At 48.9% G+C, this 18,697-nt stretch carries 21 protein-coding genes; all 21 read right to left on the reverse strand.

The genetic code is table 11. From position 1 onward, the window contains the following. Positions 1-61 precede the first annotated feature (61 nt). The 21 genes from ACO1NT_RS02075 to ACO1NT_RS02175 all read right to left on the reverse strand — a co-directional run bounded on the left by ACO1NT_RS02075 (position 62) and on the right by ACO1NT_RS02175 (position 18,643). The gene (locus ACO1NT_RS02075) at positions 62-1,513 is read right to left on the reverse strand and encodes a complex I subunit 4 family protein (protein WP_449046738.1); all 1,452 of its coding nucleotides are present in this window, start codon (positions 1,511-1,513) and stop codon (positions 62-64) included. A 24-nt stretch (positions 1,514-1,537) separates the two neighbouring features. After that, on the reverse strand, positions 1,538-3,457 hold the full coding sequence (gene nuoL / locus ACO1NT_RS02080) for an NADH-quinone oxidoreductase subunit L (protein WP_449046739.1): 1,920 nt from the start codon (positions 3,455-3,457) through the stop codon (positions 1,538-1,540). 88 nt (positions 3,458-3,545) lie between these two features. Beyond that, the gene (nuoK, locus tag ACO1NT_RS02085; protein WP_449046740.1) at positions 3,546-3,875 is read right to left on the reverse strand and encodes an NADH-quinone oxidoreductase subunit NuoK; all 330 of its coding nucleotides are present in this window, start codon (positions 3,873-3,875) and stop codon (positions 3,546-3,548) included. Further along, on the reverse strand, positions 3,876-4,373 hold the full coding sequence (locus ACO1NT_RS02090; RefSeq protein WP_449046741.1) for an NADH-quinone oxidoreductase subunit J family protein: 498 nt from the start codon (positions 4,371-4,373) through the stop codon (positions 3,876-3,878). Positions 4,374-4,400: 27 nt separating this feature from the next. After that, a complete protein-coding gene (locus ACO1NT_RS02095) occupies positions 4,401-4,922 on the reverse strand; it encodes a NuoI/complex I 23 kDa subunit family protein (protein ID WP_449046742.1) in 522 nt (173 codons plus the stop codon). A 24-nt stretch (positions 4,923-4,946) separates the two neighbouring features. Beyond that, the gene (gene nuoH / locus ACO1NT_RS02100) at positions 4,947-5,984 is read right to left on the reverse strand and encodes an NADH-quinone oxidoreductase subunit NuoH (protein ID WP_449046743.1); all 1,038 of its coding nucleotides are present in this window, start codon (positions 5,982-5,984) and stop codon (positions 4,947-4,949) included. A gap of 62 nt (positions 5,985-6,046) precedes the next feature. After that, the gene (locus ACO1NT_RS02105; RefSeq protein WP_449046744.1) at positions 6,047-7,063 is read right to left on the reverse strand and encodes a 2Fe-2S iron-sulfur cluster-binding protein; all 1,017 of its coding nucleotides are present in this window, start codon (positions 7,061-7,063) and stop codon (positions 6,047-6,049) included. 70 nt (positions 7,064-7,133) lie between these two features. After that, positions 7,134-8,486, reverse strand: a complete 1,353-nt coding sequence (gene nuoF / locus ACO1NT_RS02110) for an NADH-quinone oxidoreductase subunit NuoF (protein ID WP_449046745.1) — start codon at positions 8,484-8,486, stop codon at positions 7,134-7,136. Between the two features lie 5 nt (positions 8,487-8,491). Next, positions 8,492-9,034 carry an NADH-quinone oxidoreductase subunit NuoE family protein gene (locus ACO1NT_RS02115; RefSeq protein ID WP_449046746.1) on the reverse strand — a complete coding sequence of 181 codons (543 nt, stop codon included), beginning with the start codon at positions 9,032-9,034 and terminating at the stop codon, positions 8,492-8,494. After that, positions 9,027-10,262: an NADH-quinone oxidoreductase subunit D gene (locus tag ACO1NT_RS02120; protein ID WP_449046769.1), complete on the reverse strand. Its 1,236-nt coding sequence runs from the start codon at positions 10,260-10,262 to the stop codon at positions 9,027-9,029. The genes ACO1NT_RS02115 and ACO1NT_RS02120 overlap by 8 nt, the downstream gene beginning before the upstream one ends. A gap of 6 nt (positions 10,263-10,268) precedes the next feature. Then, the gene (locus tag ACO1NT_RS02125) at positions 10,269-10,775 is read right to left on the reverse strand and encodes an NADH-quinone oxidoreductase subunit C (RefSeq protein ID WP_449046747.1); all 507 of its coding nucleotides are present in this window, start codon (positions 10,773-10,775) and stop codon (positions 10,269-10,271) included. Further along, on the reverse strand, positions 10,768-11,319 hold the full coding sequence (locus tag ACO1NT_RS02130) for an NADH-quinone oxidoreductase subunit B (protein WP_449046748.1): 552 nt from the start codon (positions 11,317-11,319) through the stop codon (positions 10,768-10,770). The genes ACO1NT_RS02125 and ACO1NT_RS02130 overlap by 8 nt, the downstream gene beginning before the upstream one ends. A gap of 127 nt (positions 11,320-11,446) precedes the next feature. Further along, positions 11,447-11,824, reverse strand: coding sequence for an NADH-quinone oxidoreductase subunit A (locus ACO1NT_RS02135; RefSeq protein WP_449046749.1), 378 nt, complete (start codon positions 11,822-11,824; stop codon positions 11,447-11,449). Positions 11,825-11,916: 92 nt separating this feature from the next. Further along, entirely contained in the window at positions 11,917-13,653 is a 1,737-nt protein-coding gene (locus ACO1NT_RS02140) for a tetratricopeptide repeat protein (RefSeq protein ID WP_449046750.1), read from the reverse strand. Between the two features lie 27 nt (positions 13,654-13,680). Beyond that, the gene (locus ACO1NT_RS02145) at positions 13,681-14,592 is read right to left on the reverse strand and encodes a PstS family phosphate ABC transporter substrate-binding protein (protein ID WP_449046751.1); all 912 of its coding nucleotides are present in this window, start codon (positions 14,590-14,592) and stop codon (positions 13,681-13,683) included. Positions 14,593-14,632: 40 nt separating this feature from the next. After that, entirely contained in the window at positions 14,633-14,860 is a 228-nt protein-coding gene (locus ACO1NT_RS02150) for a hypothetical protein (protein WP_449046752.1), read from the reverse strand. Positions 14,861-14,866: 6 nt separating this feature from the next. Continuing rightward, the gene (locus ACO1NT_RS02155) at positions 14,867-15,700 is read right to left on the reverse strand and encodes an energy transducer TonB (protein WP_449046753.1); all 834 of its coding nucleotides are present in this window, start codon (positions 15,698-15,700) and stop codon (positions 14,867-14,869) included. Positions 15,701-15,725: 25 nt separating this feature from the next. Next, a complete protein-coding gene (locus ACO1NT_RS02160) occupies positions 15,726-16,283 on the reverse strand; it encodes an ExbD/TolR family protein (protein WP_449046754.1) in 558 nt (185 codons plus the stop codon). Positions 16,284-16,321: 38 nt separating this feature from the next. Continuing rightward, positions 16,322-16,948 (reverse strand): ExbD/TolR family protein, encoded by a 627-nt coding sequence (locus ACO1NT_RS02165; protein ID WP_449046755.1) that lies wholly within the window; start codon positions 16,946-16,948, stop codon positions 16,322-16,324. 79 nt (positions 16,949-17,027) lie between these two features. Continuing rightward, positions 17,028-17,858 carry a MotA/TolQ/ExbB proton channel family protein gene (locus ACO1NT_RS02170; RefSeq protein WP_449046756.1) on the reverse strand — a complete coding sequence of 277 codons (831 nt, stop codon included), beginning with the start codon at positions 17,856-17,858 and terminating at the stop codon, positions 17,028-17,030. Between the two features lie 443 nt (positions 17,859-18,301). Continuing rightward, positions 18,302-18,643, reverse strand: coding sequence for a translation initiation factor (locus ACO1NT_RS02175; protein ID WP_449046757.1), 342 nt, complete (start codon positions 18,641-18,643; stop codon positions 18,302-18,304). Between the last annotated feature and the right edge of the window lie 54 nt (positions 18,644-18,697).

Here is an 18,697-nt window from a genome sequence, read left to right on the forward strand (position 1 = left end):
GTTTCGTTTATTATCTTAGTCCCTTCCGCAAATTGTTTCCGGAAGATACATCCTTTCCATTTTATCTAACCAAACTGACCTTATCGATCAACTCCGTAACAGCCGCCTCGGAGATATCCAGCAATGGCTTCGGGTATACGCCGATGCCGATAACCAATACCACCACTACGGCCAAAACCACCCATTCCGTTCCCCTTACATCGGAAAAATCACTTGTTTGTACATTTACTTCGCCCAGCATCACCTTTTGGTACATGCGCAATAAGTATACAGCAGCAAGGATGATGGTGAGTCCACCGAATACCGCGTACCAAATACCGTATTGATATATGCCTGCCAATAGCAGGAATTCGCCAATAAAACCATTGGTGACCGGTAAGCCGATAGCTCCCATCACAATCGTCAGGAACAGGATAGCTAACACTGGTGCCGATTTCGCGATACCGCCCATGGCGGATAGGTCGCGCGTGCCTAATCGGCGGATGAGGACATCCACAACAAAGAATAGCCCCAACACACTGATGCCGTGATTGATCATCTGGATGATAGCGCCTTGCAGGCTCTGCACATTCCATGCAAAAACGCCCGCGCCGATGAGGCCTACGTGCGCTATGGATGAGTAAGCAATCAGCCGCTTCGCATCGCCTTGCTTAAACGCAATGATGGAGGCGTATACCACACCGACGATACAAAGCACCAAAGCCAACTGCCCGTAGGCAGCCACGCCCAATGGGGCGATGGGTATCAACCATCTGACAAGGCCGTATACACCCATTTTGAGCATAATCGCAGCCAGCAACATCGTGCCGGCCGTAGGTGCCTCGGTATACGTATCCGGTTGCCATGTATGGAAGGGGAAAATCGGCATTTTGATGGCGAAGGCAATAAAGAAAGCCCAAAAAATCCATCGCTGTGTGCTTGCATCGATCGCCAACTGATAAAACGAGCTGAGCTCGTAATCGCCCGACGGTACCTGAACGTGCAGGTAAATAATCGCAATCAGCATCAGTAGGCTTCCGAAAAAGGTATAAATGAAGAACTTGATGTTTACCCGTATGCGGTTTTCCCCACCCCACAGGGCGCAGATAAAGTAAATCGGAATGAGCGCAACCTCCCAGCCCACATAAAAGGCAAATGCGTCCAGTGCAGTGAATACGAGCAACAATCCGGCCTGCATGAACAACACCAATGCATAGAAACCGCCCTTGTAGTCGTAACTAAATGCGGAAAGGATAATCAAGGGAATAAGTCCGTTGGTAAGAAGCACCAAGGGTAAACTAATCCCGTCGATACCGATATGGAAATGGATGCCCAGCGCCGGAATCCACGCAAACCGCTGCTCGAACTGCATACTGGCGTCTGGTGCGAAGTTGACCAGGAATGGGATTGTGACGGCCAATGAGAGCAACGACACCAGCAATGCCAATTGTTTGGCTGCGCGGGCCTGCGTTACAAAAGCGAGCGCTACGGCTCCAAGGACCGGAATTAACAATAGTATAAATAGATTGTCCATGTACTCGATATAACTTCGTCTCGATTAACCGTTTAAAAAACCATAGGCCAAGAGCGCCAAGACGGCGATGACCATCATAAAGATATACGAACCCACATTGCCGGTTTGCAGGAGCCGAATCCCATTACCCGACTCGCCCACGCGCTTACCCAAACCGTTAACCAATCCATCGATACCTGCACGGTCAATAATGCGGTAAAAAAATACCGATAGTGCATTAAACGGCCGCACGACAATTGCATCGTATAGTTCGTCGACATAAAATTTATAGTAGGAGAGTTTGGCCAGCGCCCCGCGGGGTGCATCGTCCGCCCCAGGCACCACGCCTTTCGCCGCATATTGCCGATAAGCCAATACGGCCATGATAATGGCCCCAACGGCCGAGACGGCCATGAGAGCATATTCGGTGCTGTGTTCTAAATGGAAGGTTCCGGTTACTTTGGCAGAATCGGCAAATACCGGAGAAAGGAAATCGCCCAATGCATGCCCCCCACCCAATGCCGAAGGCACATTCAGCAAACCGCCCACAGCCGACAGCACGGCCAGAATAACCAAGGGGATGGTCATGGTGGCCGGCGACTCGTGCAAGTGGTTAGCCTGTTCGGCCGTACCCCTGAACTTGCCGAAGAACGTCAGCGACAACATCCGGAACATGTAGAACGCCGTGAATAGTGCACCAACGAACCCAAGTACCCACAACAGTTTGTTTTCGGCAAATGCATGGGCTAGTATTTCGTCTTTGGAAAAGAAGCCCGATAGCGGCGGTATTCCCGCAATGGCTATCGTGGCAACCAACATGGTTACATACGTAGTAGGCAGGTATTTTTTCAAGCCGCCCATGCTACGCATATCCTGTTCGTCGCTCATAGCATGGATAACGGACCCGGCTCCCAAAAACAACAACGCTTTGAAAAAAGCATGGGTGATGACGTGGAAAAACGCACCTGTGAATGCGCCAACGCCCAACCCCAAAAACATATAACCCAGTTGCGATACGGTGGAATAGGCTAATACCTTCTTGATATCATTTTGCGTAATGGCAATGGCCGCGGCCAACAAGGCCGTGCAGATACCGATAACGGCTACCACCTGCAAGGTAATCGGCGAAAGCGTAAACAGGATGTTAGAGCGGGCAATCATGTAAATGCCGGCTGTGACCATCGTAGCGGCGTGGATCAACGCCGACACGGGTGTTGGGCCGGCCATGGCATCAGGCAACCATGTAAATAGTGGAATCTGGGCCGATTTACCGGTAGCAGCAACAAACAACAGCAACGTAACCAGTAGCAGCGTCGCATCGCCCATGGCCATATCGGCAGCCTGGGAAAATACACCCGAAAACTCCAGTGTGCCAAAAGTGCTGAATATTACGAACACGGCGATGAGGAAACTCAAATCGCCGATGCGATTCATTACAAAAGCTTTCTTTCCGGCGCTGGCAAATTCCTTATTCTTAAACCAGAAGCCGATTAACAGGTACGAGCACAAGCCCACCCCTTCCCAGCCGATGAACATGACCACGTAGTTTGACCCAAGGACCAGCAGCAACATAAAAAAGACAAATAGGTTTAGGAATGCGAAGAATTTCGCAAACCCCGCATCGTGTTTCATATACCCGATGGAATAGACGTGGATGAGAAAACCAATGCCGGTAACAATGAGCAGCATGATGGCACTCAATGGGTCAACGAGAAATGAAAGCGAAATGCTTAGGCTACCAGCGGTAATCCACTCAAAAACAGACTGTGTAAATGCTGCTGCCTCGCCGGCCTGCCGGGCCGAGTATACTTCGGCGAATACGCCACAGCTCAACAGGAAAGACGCCAGCACCACACCACAACCCCATAGCCCTACCAACGACTTAGGCAATACATTCCTACCCATGCCGTTGATTAGGAAACCCAGCAGCGGCAACAGCGGAACCAACCAAATTAAATCTATCATCTTTTGTTAATCGTTCAAATCGTCAATCTTCAAACCAGCAAATCCCTGCATCAATACATCTCCAAACCAGCAAATCGCCCCGTCAACATCACCCCCTCAAGCGATTCAGCGCGTTGATATCTACCGAACGGGTATTCCGGTATACCATCACGATGATAGCTAAACCCACTGCAACCTCGGCCGCCGCCAGTGCCATGATGAAAAATACGAATACTTGCCCCGCCGGATCGCCATTGTGTACCGAAAATGCGGTCAACAATAGATTCACCGAATTAAGCATCAATTCGATAGACATCATGATGATGATGACATTGCGCCGGATGAGCACACCCATGACGCCAATAGCGAAAATAACACTACAAAACAGGATATAATGATTAAGCGGCACACCCTGTATATTTTGTACAATGGTTTCCATTTATGCTTTTTTTGGATCGTTCTTGGCTAATAATACCGCACCCACCATGGCGGTCAACAATAATATCGAGGATATCTCAAAAGGCAGCAGGAAATCGCTGAACAATACCTTCCCTAGATTGGACACCAAACCGATATCGGGATTTTTCAACACCACGGGATCGGATATTTCCAATAAGCGGAATGATGCGGCCAGCGTTATTAACAGGCACATGCCCGCAATGACCCCCATGAATTTCACTAAATTGGACTTGAGGGGCTCGGTATCTTTATTGAGGTTGAGCAACATCAAAACGAAAAGGAACAACACCATGATCGCTCCCATATAGACAATGAAATTGACCACGGCGAGAAATTGCGCATTCAGGAGGATGTAGTGCACCGTAAAGGTAAAAAATGTAATAACGAGGTAAAGCACGCTATGCACCGGATTCTTCGTGAAGATGGTCATCAGTGCGAAGAAGATAGACAAAAAGGCCACAAAATAAAAAACGCTCATGCTGCTTTTGTAAGGTTTATCAGCGGACTAGGCCGTGGGTTCATGTTTTTCCTTATAGTCAAACCGGGGCTCTACCAATTTGTCTTTGCCATAAATAAAATCTTTGCGGAGATAGTCGGCCGTTACATGGGGGCCATCCAGATAAATGGCTTCCTTAGGGCATGCTTCCTCACAGAGACCACAGAATATGCAGCGAAGCATGTTGATTTCGTACACGGCAGCATACTTTTCTTCCCGATAGAGGTGTTCCTCTCCTTTTTGCCGCTCGGCGGAAATCATCGAGATGGCTTCGGCCGGGCACGATAGTGCACACAGTCCACAAGCGGTACACCGTTCTCTACCTTCCTCATCGCGCTTCAGCGAGTACTGCCCACGGAAATTCTTTGAATATGGCCGCTCTTCCTCCGGATACTTCACGGTGGGAATCGGCTTGAAAAAATGCTTGATGGTAATGCCCAGTCCCTTGAAGATCGCCGGAAGGTAAATACGCTCCCAGAAGTTCATGGGCTTTTGCTCCAATACCTTTTTTCTATTGCTTAAAGATTGCATATCGTTTTCCCCGCCCAAATTTCGTTAAAAAAATGTATCATTGATAATGGTAATCACCCCTGTCAATACGATATTGGCAATAGCCAATGGTATCAACACTTTCCATCCTAAATTCATCAACTGATCATAACGGAAGCGGGGGAGTGTCCACCGGATCCACATAAAGAAAAAGATGAAAGCGAATATTTTGGCAAAAAATACCACGACGCCGATGATGGTAATCCAGTTTTGGGAGAGGCCGAGCGTATCCATGAAGGGGAAATTATATCCCCCGAAATAAAGCGTGGCCATCAGCGCCGAGGACACAAACATGTGGATATACTCGGCAAACATATAAAGACCGAGTTTCATCGACGAATACTCAACGTTGTAGCCACCAATCAGTTCGGTCTCACACTCGGGCAAATCGAATGGTACACGGTTACATTCGGCGAATGCACAGATGAGGAAAATAAGGAACCCTAGCGGTTGTACCCAAATGTTCCAATTGACGAACCCCGATTGCTGCTCAACGATTTCTTTCAACGAAAGCGATTGGGTAACCATCAGCAAGGCAATTAGGGAAAGCCCCATGGCCAATTCATAGCTGATGCTTTGCGACGCTGCGCGCACGGCGCCCATCAACGAAAATTTATTGTTGGAAGCCCAGCCCCCGAGCATGATGCCATACACACTGAGTGCGACCACGCCAAACATATATAATACGCCGATATTGACATCGGTTACCTGCAGCTCGATTACCCGCTCGCCGATGGTGAGCGTTTGCCCCCACGGAATGACTGCGCTACCTATACAAGCGGTAATGATGGCAATAGTAGGCCCGAGGATAAATAACGATTTGTGTGCACCGGCTGGAATGATTTCCTCCTTGAAGAAGAACTTACCACCATCGCACAGCGGCTGGAGGATACCGAAAGGTCCGGCCCGGTCCGGTCCAAAGCGGTCTTGCATAAAACCGGCCACCTTGCGCTCGGCCAAAGTGGAATACATCGCAATCACTAACGTGATCACGAAAATCAGACTCACTAATATTACTTTTTCAATGACAAACGCCAATTCCATATATCGTACTTCCAATTATTTCAAACCCCGAAAGGGCTCATCTTCAAATCGTCCATTTAGCCCTATGGCAATAACCGCTCCGCCCGTTCGAACTGTTCCTTATTTGCCTCCTGCAAGGCCAAATTCTTCTTGACCACAGGTGGCGGATTCAATTGTTCGTAATGGTTTGCTGAGATCACAGACGTACGCTTCACCGTGCGCGGCCCCTCGATTACCCAATCCGCAGTCGCTTTCTTATCAAAGCGACATGTATTGCAGATAAATTCTTCGGCTTCGCCATAGGTATCTTTTCTCGCCGTCACCCGGAGTACCTCCTCGCCTTTGTACCATAACGTCACTTTGCCACTGCATGTAGGGCAATCGCGGTGGGCTTCAACCGGTTTGGTGAACCACACCCGGTTTTTGAACCGGAAAGTTTTGTCAGTGAGCGCGCCAACTGGGCATACGTCAATCATATTACCGGAAAACTCATTGTCTACCGCCTTGGTGATGTAGGTAGAGATTTCGGCGGCATCGCCGCGCCCCAGCACGCCGTGCACGCGCTGCGGCGTGAGTTGGTCTGCCACCATCACGCACCGATAGCAAAGGATACAACGTGTCATATGCAGCTGTATTTTATCGCCGATGTCGATTTTATCGAATGTGCGCCGCTCAAACTCATAGCGAGTGCCCGCCAAGCCATGTTCGTAACCCAGGTCCTGCAGGTGGCATTCACCGGCTTGATCGCATATCGGGCAATCAAGGGGGTGGTTGATGAGAAGCATTTCCACCACGCCCCTCCGGGCTTCCTGGACTTCAGGAGAGGTAATGTTTTGCACCTCCATCCCATCCATCACCGTGGTGCGGCATGAAGCGACCAATTTTGGCATGGGTCGCGGGTCCTTTTCCGATCCCTTGCTTACCTTCACCAGACAGGTGCGACATTTGCCGCCGCTACCTTCCAGCTTGGAATAGTAGCACATGGCCGGTGGCACAATATCGCCACCGATTGCTCGGGCCGCGTTCAATATAGTTGTCCCCGGGGCTACCTCTACCGGGATGCCATCAATGCTCACCTTGAATTTAACGTCTTCAGCCATTCTTTTCAGCTATTCGCTTTCAGCTCCCAGCCTCCAGCCTTGTTAACTCCGTCTTTCAAACCTCTTCGCTTCAGACCACGGGTTCCAACGGGTCGGCATAGTGTGCCAATCCAAAATTACGGGTCTGTGCTTCTTGCCCATGGGCCACATGCCACTCAAATTCATCCCTGAAGTGTCGGATGGCACTACCTACGGGCCATGCAGCCGCATCACCCAGCGGGCATATTGTATTACCTTCGATATTCTTTGCCACATTCACCAACAGATCGATATCGCTGGAAGAACCATGGCCGTGCTCGAGCTTGTGCAGGACTTTTTCCATCCATCCGGTACCTTCACGGCAGGGCGAACATTGCCCACAGCTTTCGTGGTGGTAAAAACGGGTGAAATTCCATGTGTTCCGCACGATGCATTGATCTTCATCAAACGCAATGAAACCGCCGGATCCTAGCATCGTACCGCTTTGGAAGCCACCATCGGCAAGTGACTCATATGTCATCAGGCGGGGCTCGCCGGTAAGTGTTTTCACGATCAGGTTGGCCGGAAGAATGGGTACGGAAGAACCACCGGCTACTACGGCCTTCAGGCGCTTGCCATTGGCAATGCCTCCACAATATTCATCGGAATAGATAAATTCTTCGACGGGCACGCCCAATTCGATTTCGTAAACACCGGGTCTATTCAGGTTGCCACCGGCGGAAATCAGCTTGGTGCCTGTACTCCGTCCCACCCCGATTTTTGCATATTCTTCACCGCCATCGTTGATGATGGGCACGGTGGCCGCAATAGACTCAACATTGTTCACGACCGTGGGGCAATTGTAGAGCCCCGACACCGCAGGGAACGGCGGCTTGATCCTGGGATTGCCCCGTTTACCCTCCAATGATTCCAGCAGTGCGGTTTCCTCACCGCAGATGTAAGCCCCCCCACCGGGCTGCACATACAATTCGAGGTCATAGCCGGTACCCAGAATATTCTTACCGAGAAATCCTGCATTTTTCGCTTCGGCAATCGCCCTTTCAAGGATACGTATCTGCGGCATCATCTCGCCGCGCACATAGATGTATGACATATGGGCACCCAAGGCGTAACTCGACACAATCATACCCTCGATCAATGCGTGGGGAATATGCGTCATCAGGTAACGGTCTTTGAATGTACCCGGTTCTGACTCATCCGCATTGCATACCAGGTAACGCGGCACGCCTTCGGGCTTAGCCAGGAAGCTCCATTTCATCCCCGTAGGGAAACCGGCCCCACCCCGGCCGCGTAAACCGGACGTCTTCACCTCTTCAACCACTTCGTCAGGGGTGAGTGTCTTCAATGCCTTCTCCACAGCCCGGTAGCCTCCTTTCTGGCGGTACACCTCATAGGTCTGGATGTCCGGAACATCGATATGTGTCAACAATAATTTACGAGCCATAATTATCAGCTTTCAGCCTTCAGCTCTCGCCCTTCAGCTTTATTCTTCAGTTTTTTTATCAGTTGGTCTACTTTCTCTTCCGTAAGGTTTTCATGAAAGGTATACTCCGGCCCGATCTGCAGGACCGGCCCGTAGCCACAGGCGGCCATACATTCCACCCCCCGCCAACTGAACAATCCGTCAGCAGTCACTTCTCCCTCTTTTACGCCCAATCGCTGCTCGATATGTGCCATGATGCGCTCCGCACCCACAAGACAACAGGGCCCCGTACGGCATACTTCCAGCACATACTTGCCTTGCGGCCGCAGGAAAAACATAGTATAAAAGGTGGCTACCTCATATACCTCTATGGGTTCCAGCTTGAGGTAGGCTGCCACGCTGTCCATCGCGGGGACACTCAGCCAGCCGTATACCGCTTGAACCTCGTGCATAATCGGCAGCAAAGCCGACTTCTGGCGCCCTTCGGGATAGCGCGCCACGATCTCGGCAAACTTGCCCAGCATTCCTTCCGTGAACTCCACGGGTTCATTATGTTTCACACTAAGCATCTAATTCTCCTGCTATGACGTTTAAGCTACTCATGTTGATGATAGCATCGGAAAGCAGCATCCCGCTACTCATCGGTGCATACATCTGATAGTTGATGAATGATGGCCTGCGGAAGTGAAGCCGATAGGGCGACCTACCGCCATCGCTGATCAGGTAAAAGCCCAATTCACCGTTTGCCCCTTCCACACAATGGTAGACCTCATTCTTCGGCGCATCAATTTCGCCCATCACGATTTTGAAATGGTAAATGAGGGCTTCCATATTATTATACACCTGTTCTTTTGGCGGAAGGTAAAAAGCCGGCACATCCGCGTGGAAAATTCCCTTCGGCTCCCTTTCAATCTTATCCAATGCCTGTTCGATGATCTTGAGGCTCTCCCACATTTCGTTATTACGCACCATGAAGCGATCGTAAACATCGCCTTTCGTGCCGACGGGGATATCAAATTCAAATTCATCGTAGGACGAATAGGGTTCGTTTACCCGAACATCGTAGTCGACACCCGTAGCACGCAGTATCGGCCCACTCCAACTGTAGCCCAATGCCGTTTTGGCATCCACTGCCGCTACATCGGCGGTACGGTCGATGAAAATCCGGTTACGGTTAAAGAGTTCTTCAAATTCTTTCAATACGGGCGGGAACCGTTTCAGGAACTCGCGGATTTTATCAAAGGCCGTTTGGTTAAAGTTGCGCTCGAAGCCCCCAATCCTGCCGATATTGGTCGTGAGCCGTGCCCCACAGATCTCTTCGTAGATCTCGTAAATAAACTCACGCTCCTGCAATACGTAGAGGAAGCCGGAAAATGCACCGGTATCTACGCCAAGAATACCGTTGCATATAATATGGTCGGTGATGCGTGCAAGCTCCATGATAATCACGCGCATATACTGCACCCTTTTAGGTATTTCGATCTCGAGGAGCTTTTCTACCGTCATGTGCCAACCCATATTATTAATAGGTGAGGAGCAATAGTTCAGACGGTCCGTAAGCGGTGTGATTTGGTAATAAGGGCGATGTTCAGCGATTTTCTCGAATGCACGGTGGATGTATCCAATGGTTGATACGCCACTGACGATACGTTCTCCGTCGACTTGGAGGACATTCTGGAACACCCCGTGTGTTGCGGGGTGCGTAGGTCCGAGATTGAGTGTAAACAACTCGTCCTGCGGGTCGTTGTCGCTAAAAACAGGTTTGTTGCCCGTTACTTTGGAAACCGAATCGCTCATCATATCTTATCTTCCGAAGAAATAATCTTTCTTGTCTATCTTATTGGGGTCTTCGAGCGGATATTCTTTCCGCATAGGAAATACCTCCATATCATCTACATTCAAAATGCGGCGCAAATCAGGATGCCCGACGAACTGGATACCGAAGAAATCATAGGTCTCGCGCTCCATCCAATTGGCCCCCTCCCATAAAACCGTGGCAGTAGGGATCGCGGGATAGCCCCCTTCCAAAAACACCTTGATGCGGATGCGCACGTTGTTGATTAGGCTGTGTACATGGTAGACCACGGCGAATTCCTTATCTAGCTCGGGATAATGCACCGCCGTGATGTCCGTCAGATAACCGAACTGCAACTCCTCGTCGTTTTTCAGAAACTCCAAGACATCCAGTATTTGGGTCGTGTCGGTTTCTACGGTAAGTAGCCCAAAAGGCTCCGATACATTACGGAAAGCATTTTCAGCAAACCGCCCTTGTAGGCGCTGCAATACGGCGTTATTATCAAGTTTAGCCATTGGTCTGTATCCCGTACTTTTCAAGTAAAGCCTTATATTCGGGCGAATTGCGTCTACCCAATGATTCATTCTTTACGATTTCCTGCAGCCGCATCACGCCATCGAGGATGGCTTCGGGCCTTGGCGGGCACCCCGGCACATATACATCCACCGGAATCACCTCGTCAATACCCTGTAATACCGAATAGGTATCGAAAATGCCCCCACTCGACGCACATGCACCTACTGCTATCACCCAACGGGGTTCGGCCATCTGAATATATACTTGTCGAAGCACCGGCGCCATTTTCTTGGCGATGGTGCCCATAACCAGCAGCATATCGGCCTGCCGCGGCGAAAAACTTGGCCGCTCTGCCCCAAATCGGGCCAAATCATACGTGGCGCCCATGGTCGCCATGAACTCAATCCCACAGCACGATGTGGCAAACGGAAGCGGCCACAACGAATTGGCCCTAGCCAACCCAATAGCCTTATCTAGCGTCGTCGCAAAAAAGCCCGACCCTTCTACGCCAGGCGGCGCTGGCGCCAATTTAATATCACTCATGCTACTCCGGTCTAACCTCAAAAAAAACTCCCCTATATTATAGTATAGACGAGTTACAAAACTACAATATATATAGGTGCTTATGGGGCTAATTATATTATTTAGAAACGTTCTAACAACGTGTAGCTCAGTCCCACTCCAATGCTTTCCGCTTGATGATATAGATGAAACCAAGCAGCAATAACGCCATAAACACGAACATCTCAATCAACCCCGACAAGCCAAATTCGCGGAAGTTAACTGCCCAGGGGTACATGAAGATAACCTCAATATCAAAGATGACAAATAGGATAGCCACGATAAAATACTTGATGGAAAATGGTTGGCGGGCATTTCCAACTACTTCGACCCCAGATTCAAACGCACCTAATTTATTCTCCGTTCTTACTTTAGGCCCGATTAGGTGTGTGATTACGATTGTTCCCACGCCAAATCCCGCCGCTACGATCAGTTGGATTAATATGGGCAAATAGTCCTGTGGGGTACTCAGCAATTCCGATTCCATTGTATTTGCAATTAAGATGGGACAAAACTAAAAAATAAAGCGCTAATTCGGAAATTAGCGCTTTATTGAGCTATTCAAAAATTACCTCGCTATTATTCCTGTCCTCCGGTCGTATCCGCGGGTGTAGCGGTTTCTTGTTCCAAATATTGCAGTGTTTGCTTAGCCCAAGCATTCTCGGGATCGAGTTTCAGAATCTCACCGATCAATTCCCTTCCCTTTTGATACTCGCCACGTTTCACGCTGACCACTGCGATTGTGCTATAAGCATCAACCAGTTTACTTTTATTCTTCTGGATTTCCGCGTCACCTTTCTCTTTTACCATTTCGATATACTTCAAGAAGTAAGGTTCCGCCAGCCCTTTCGGATTCTCGTTGTCATCCAATAGGTTGTTGACATTTGCACGGTATAAGTATGCATCTTGGGTGGTTGGTGCTTTTTCTATGACAACCCCGAATGCTGTATCGGCCTTATGCAACAGCGCTGTTTCTTCGGGGCCACGTTGGGCCACCGGCTTGGTGGCAACCGCAAAGTAAGAAGAATACCCCAAGTAGAAATTATCGTAGATAAAGTTTCGTGATGCCGGTGTAGAAGCTGCAATTTCAAACACCTGCGAAGCATCAGCGAACTTCTTGTCCGCGAAAAGCTCCTTACCCACATCGTTCAGATCATCGGCGATGGATGAATCGGCAGCTACCGCTTTCTTCAACTGACCAATCCCCTCGCTGAACAGGGCTTCGTCTGTTGGATTGCTTTGGGTGGCCAACTTGATATCGGCGAGACCTAAGTGCAGGTAGTCACGCGGGATGATACGGTCTGCTTCCATCCGTGTAAACAACTTATCCAATGCATCCTTGCTTTCCTGGAATTGCTGGTTTTCGTAAGCTGAATAACCCAGATAGCGCAATACTTTCGGATTTACATCCTCCAACTGGGCCAATTCCGCCGCTTGCTCTTGCAACTCTTCATAATCTTTCACATACACCAAGAAGTCGGCATAGCGAATCCGCGAATCCACCGTATAGTCGGTTTTATCCATGTATTGTTTGTAGAACTTCACAGCTTCCTGGTTACGCGCGTTGTAGTCCTCAATGGCTGTTGCCGTATTGGCCCATGCGTGGTAGGTCTCGGCCAGCTCACGGTACGTCGGAGCATAGTCGGGCACCTCTTCGGCAATCTTTTTCAGGCCATCTATCGCCTCTTGCCAAGCATGGGATAAACGGGTGATTACCTGCAACTGCACTTTGGCACGCGTTAGTGAGTTATCCAGCAGTGAAGCGTCCCGGTAGTTCACATAAGCGGGGCTGGCACTTTCCAGCCCGAAATATGCGTCGCCGAGCGCCAGCGGAATCATCGGATCTTCCGCATTCTTCGCTTTCGCTTTATCCAGATATTCCACCGCTTTTTGGTAGTTGGGTTCGGGCGCATCGATGTAAGCCCTACCAATATGGTACAGCTCTAAATAATCCCGTTTCCGCAACTTTTCGGTGGCGGCTGCAAATTTAGCCGTCGCTGCGCTCTCGTTGCCTTTATACAATTCAACGATACCTTCCCCGACCGTATTCAGTCGATCTTTCTTATCGGCAAGTTTGCCCTGTTCAAAGATGGCTTGCGCAGAATCAAGGTGATCGTTCTCTATGTAAACGAGCCCTAAATAAAAGTAATTTTCACCGTCTTTCGGCTTGTTCTTCACAAGCGTCTCCAGCATTTGCTTGGCTTTGGCGAACTGCTCCGCATCGATTGCCTTCTTCGCATCGTCCAAGCTTTGCGCTTGCACTCCCGTAACCACAAAAGCAAGGGATATACCCCATATCATTGCTTTTTTCATCATTTTTACTCTATTAAGTGTTTAATCTATTTACTTCCTAATAATCAACTCTCTCGGCGGCAGGCTGTCTGGCATCAAGCCCGACTTCAAGATAATCCGCTGTCCGGGCAACCCCGTTAAAAACGCTGCAAACCCCATGCCCAAACCTTTCCGGGGCTCGGCATTGATGATATACACCGAACGCGCCAACGGATAAACCCCTTCTGCCAAATTCGACTGTGATGGTTTATAAAAACCATCTGACCCCGGCTTGCCGGCCTGGTTACGTACGCCCAATACCTTAATACCGTCTGCATACCGTTGAAGTGCACTATCCGGTCGCACGATCCAATTCAACCCCAACACACCTATTGTTTGCGGCGTTTCATAGACGTACTTCAGCACTTCACTATTCGATTTCAACGCATACACCCCGGTACTCGGTAATGAATCCACGCCAGCTAGGTCTTTCAGGTAACGTACCGTACTGGAATTCGGGTTGTCGAACACCAACCTGCTCATATGACCCATAGGCTCCTTGCCCTGCATCACACGGATGATATCGTCTACCGTCACCGCTGAATCAGCGCTATTCCGGTTTACCACCAACGCCAATGCATCTTCGGCAAACCGATATACCCTAGGCCGGAATTGCCGGGCCTCAAAGAACGTCATCTCGTCAGCATTCAACTGCCTGGTGAGTACAGCAACCTCTACTTCGTTATTCACAAGTTTGGTTACGATCTGGTTTTCCTGCGCCACAGACAACGTTACGTCTGCCTGCTTATATAAGTGTTCGAAAACCGCCACTTGTTCTTCCATAATCGGAAAAACCGTCTCGTCCACCAGCACCTGCAGTTTACCGCCCACAATGGTTTGGCTTTCCTTTGGTTGGGGGCTACTACATGAGCCCAAAACAACCAGGAGACTAAAAATGTGCCGTAATAATACTAATTTTTTCATAGTTATGAAAAAATAACCGTTTTTTTTACGCCGCTTTCCTTCATCGATTCTGCCAAAGCCGTACAAACCGGAAGAACGAATAAACCACCAATAACAGACCGAATAATATCCGGTACGTGCTATCCAATTCCAGTGGAAAGTCTTTCCAAAAGATCACCACCAGCCCCAGCACGAGGTAAAAGCCAAACATGCATAGGCCCAAAACAGACAGAAACCGCTTGGAGGGCGATTTCTGTCTGCCATTGTTATCTTGATAACCGCGCTGCACCAACTCCTATTGTTGAAGGTTAAGCCGGATAGGCAGCGTGTATGCCACCCGTACAGGTCGTCCGTTCTGCACACCAGGGCTCCACTTTTCAGCTTTCCCGAGCAACTTCACTGCTGCCTCACCGGTGCCGTATTTCAGGTCACGGACAATCTTGATATCGGTCAAGCTACCGTCGCGTTCCACAACGAATGAGACCTGGACCACGCCGTTAACGCCAGCTTCGATAGCTCCCTGCGGATAATCGTAATTATCGCCAACCCATTTCATGAATGCTTGCATGCCTCCCGGAGGTTTCGGATCGATTTCCACTGATTGGAAAATCTGATTGCTGTTCGTTTCCGTCACTTCAGCATCGATTTCACCTTCGCCTACAGGCAGGTCGATGCGGATCTCAGCATTGGGATCACCCTCAATGGTCTTCGATCCCGGATCGGCCAGCTTCAACTCTTCGACCGTAGGCGGCTCTTCATCCTGCACCTGCTCAGCCGGCACCACTTTAGGCTCGGGCATACGAACCTGGTCTACGCGTGGCGGCGGTGGTTCCACCGGTGGCGGCGGAGGGGGTTCCTCCTCATTTACCGGAGGAGGTTCTGAAAGGACCACTTCCGTTTCAATCAGTTTCTCAACTTCTTCATTCGACTTCATATCTACGCCCACCCACTTTGCAATCGTGGGGGCCATCAGCAACACCACAAAAGCGAACGAGGCCGCAAGCAACCCGATATTGGTGGCTCTGGGCGAGAGTTTTCGAAGTTCGTAGGCTCCATACTCCTTGTTCCGCCCCTCAAATACCACATCGAGCCATTCCTTCTTAAAAATATCTAATTTAGTACCAAACATAATCTATTGTTTTACGTGGTGATCGTTAGTCATTATATATGCCATCACGCTCCAACACCTCAATCTCTGGCTCACTAATCGTCCCGATCATATATTGCTTGGCTTCCACAATATTCATCTCGTCCAGGATATCCACGAGGTTTCGGTGCGTGGATTTATCACTAGGTCGGATGACCACAATAAGTCCTTTCTCCGGGTCGCCGGTTAACCGGGGTACTTGTTCCAGCTTTTCCAGCAGGATCGGACGGATACCGTCTTTCCCGTAATCGACGATTTCCGGGCCTTCGATAGGCTCACTATAAGTCCCCATGTACCACTCGATTTTATTGTCGGAACCCAGCAAGAGGGTCATGGTCCGGTTATCGGCAATCTCCAACCGATCTTCGGGATCTTCCTCATTTTTGTCCGGCATCGCCACGTCCATGGCATTCGGCTTATTCAAAGAGGTCGTAAGCATGAAGAATGTAATCAGCAGGAAGGCCAAATCTACCATCGCGGTGAGATCCACACGTCCTCCGGCTTTCTTACTTCTTATCTTACCACCCTTCTTGCCACCGCCACTATCTTGATTTAATTCTGCCATTGCATTAAAATCTTAAACTATTAACAAAAATCCCTCCGTTAGAAGTCCTCGTTCCGCAAAGCCGTAATCAAGCTGAATTTATTCACTTTTTGGCTTTGCAAAATGTCGATGACCTGCTTAATTGCGGGATACTTCTCATCGGCATCACCTTTTATGGAAAGCCGCAAATCGACGTCCTTGAGCTCTTTGGTGGCTACGCGGGCGGAGTATATCCAATGGAACAACTGGTTGGAAAGCTCCTTGGTCGTATCGGCGGGAATACCGGGTTGCAACCCTTTCTGGACACGGTCGTTGGCATCCATATCGATAATTTCCTTCAGGTTCCCCATCGGTACGCCAAATGTCTCCATAATGGTAAAACGCTCGTACTCTTCGGCGGTGAACGGAATGGAGTATTTCTCCGACATCAGCTCCAACATGCGCTTCTTAATGTCCCTTCCCTTGACGCCGAAGAAAATCTTCCCGCCATCGCCAACGGTGATTAGCGCAAGGTTTTCATCAGGAACTTTCACTTGGGTCACCGATGCCGGCGTATCTACCTCCAATGGTTCCGGTTGCCTTGCTGTGGCCGTTAATATAAAAAATGTAAGCAGTAGGAAGGACACGTCGCACATGGCTGTCATGTCAATCGTCGTACTTGCTCTTTTAACTTTTACCCTCGGCATAACTTTACTCTTTAGTTACTCTACTTATTCATAAGATGCACATCCATCCGGCTTTCCATAAAACCGGATGAAAAATATGCTATTTGTGGCTTGCAGCGTATGTTTGAACAATGGAGAAGCCAGCTTCATCGATCGAATAAGTAAGCGTGTCGATTTTTGACGTAAAGATATTGTAGAATACGATAGCGATTGCCGATGTGGCGATACCTGTTGCCGTGTTTACCAAGGCTTCAGAAATACCGTTTGCCAATTGGGCCGAGTCGGGAGAGCCCCCTGTTGCCAAAGCCGCAAACGCCCGGATCATCCCGGTTACTGTACCCAATAGACCGGTCAATGTACCAATCGACACCAGCGTAGCGAGGATGGTTAGGTTTTTCTCAAGCATCGGCATTTCCAGCGCCGTAGCTTCTTCGATTTCCTTTTGGATAGCTACCGTAGCTTGCTCGGTGTCCAAACTAGGATTGGCCGATACATCTTTATACTTCAAAAGTCCTGCTTTAATAACATTAGCTACGGAACCTTTTTGCTTGTCACACTCGGCGATCGCTGAATCGATGTTCCCACCCCCGATCAACGATTGCACACGGCGCACGAAGTTACCCACGTTGCCTTTGCCCGAAGCCCTGCCTATCACAATAAAGCGTTCGATGGCAAACACCCACACCATCAAGAATAGACCTAATAGTACGGGAACGATTACACCTGCGTGGTACACCATGCCGAAATAGTTTCCGGGTTTTGGCTGATTTTCCGGATTATCGTCGATAAAGTTGGTTGGGTCGCCCATGATATATTTCCAAACCAATGCCCCGATAATAAAGCAGATAATAATCGTGAGGCTTGCAAAGACATTCGAGCTCGAATTGCTTTTTTCCTTTTGTGCTGTACTTGTTTTTGGTGCGTTTGCCATTTTTCTGAATTTTAGACTTAAATGTTGTTAACTATGATTTTTATGTAATTTGTGCAATTTATTCCATGGTTGGCCGCCCTAACGGCCAAAGCAAATATAGTGTTTTAAACCAATTATAAAATCTTCGTCAATAATTGTTTAGTCACCCTCTCAACATGCTAGGGGTGCGCAGCAGCAGCATCAGCACACCCTAAACAAACCCTGCTTCTGTAATCCAAAAGCAATTTTTTTACAATGAAAACTATTTTTTTTTGTAATTGCAAATTAAACATTCAAATAAATTGGTTTTAGCAGTGCACAAACGGCATTTACACATTTATTTTAACCGACCTACTTCTTCCGCTTTATCCCAATCTTCTAAAAGCCAACAAATTAAACCCATTTCGATTAAAATCCATCCGTCAGCCTTATTATGATATAATTGTTACCTGCCGTTATCACGTCTATCCGCCTACCGGTTTCACCCGGTACCCTTCGTCTAGCAAAAGCTGCACGATACGGTGTTTAAAATCGCCCTGTATAATGATTTCACCATCTTTCGTACTACCTCCCACACCGCATTTTTGTTTGAGTTTTTTACCTAGCATTTCCAGGTCGGCTGCGGCGCCCACAAAGCCCTTTACCAGTGTGACGGTCTTTCCCCCGCGCATCTTGCGATCCAGCATCACCCGCAAATCTTGCTGCCGGTTGGGCAATGTGGTTACTTCATCCGTCTCCGTATCTTGAAAGGCAAAATCCTCGTCTGTCGAATAAACAATCCCACTGTATCGTTGCTTTTTTTTCATATCTCCCTAAACTCCATGTTTTAGTAAACGTTGCTTTTTCCAATAAATTGCATT

Source organism: Parapedobacter sp. (genome assembly GCF_053550995.1).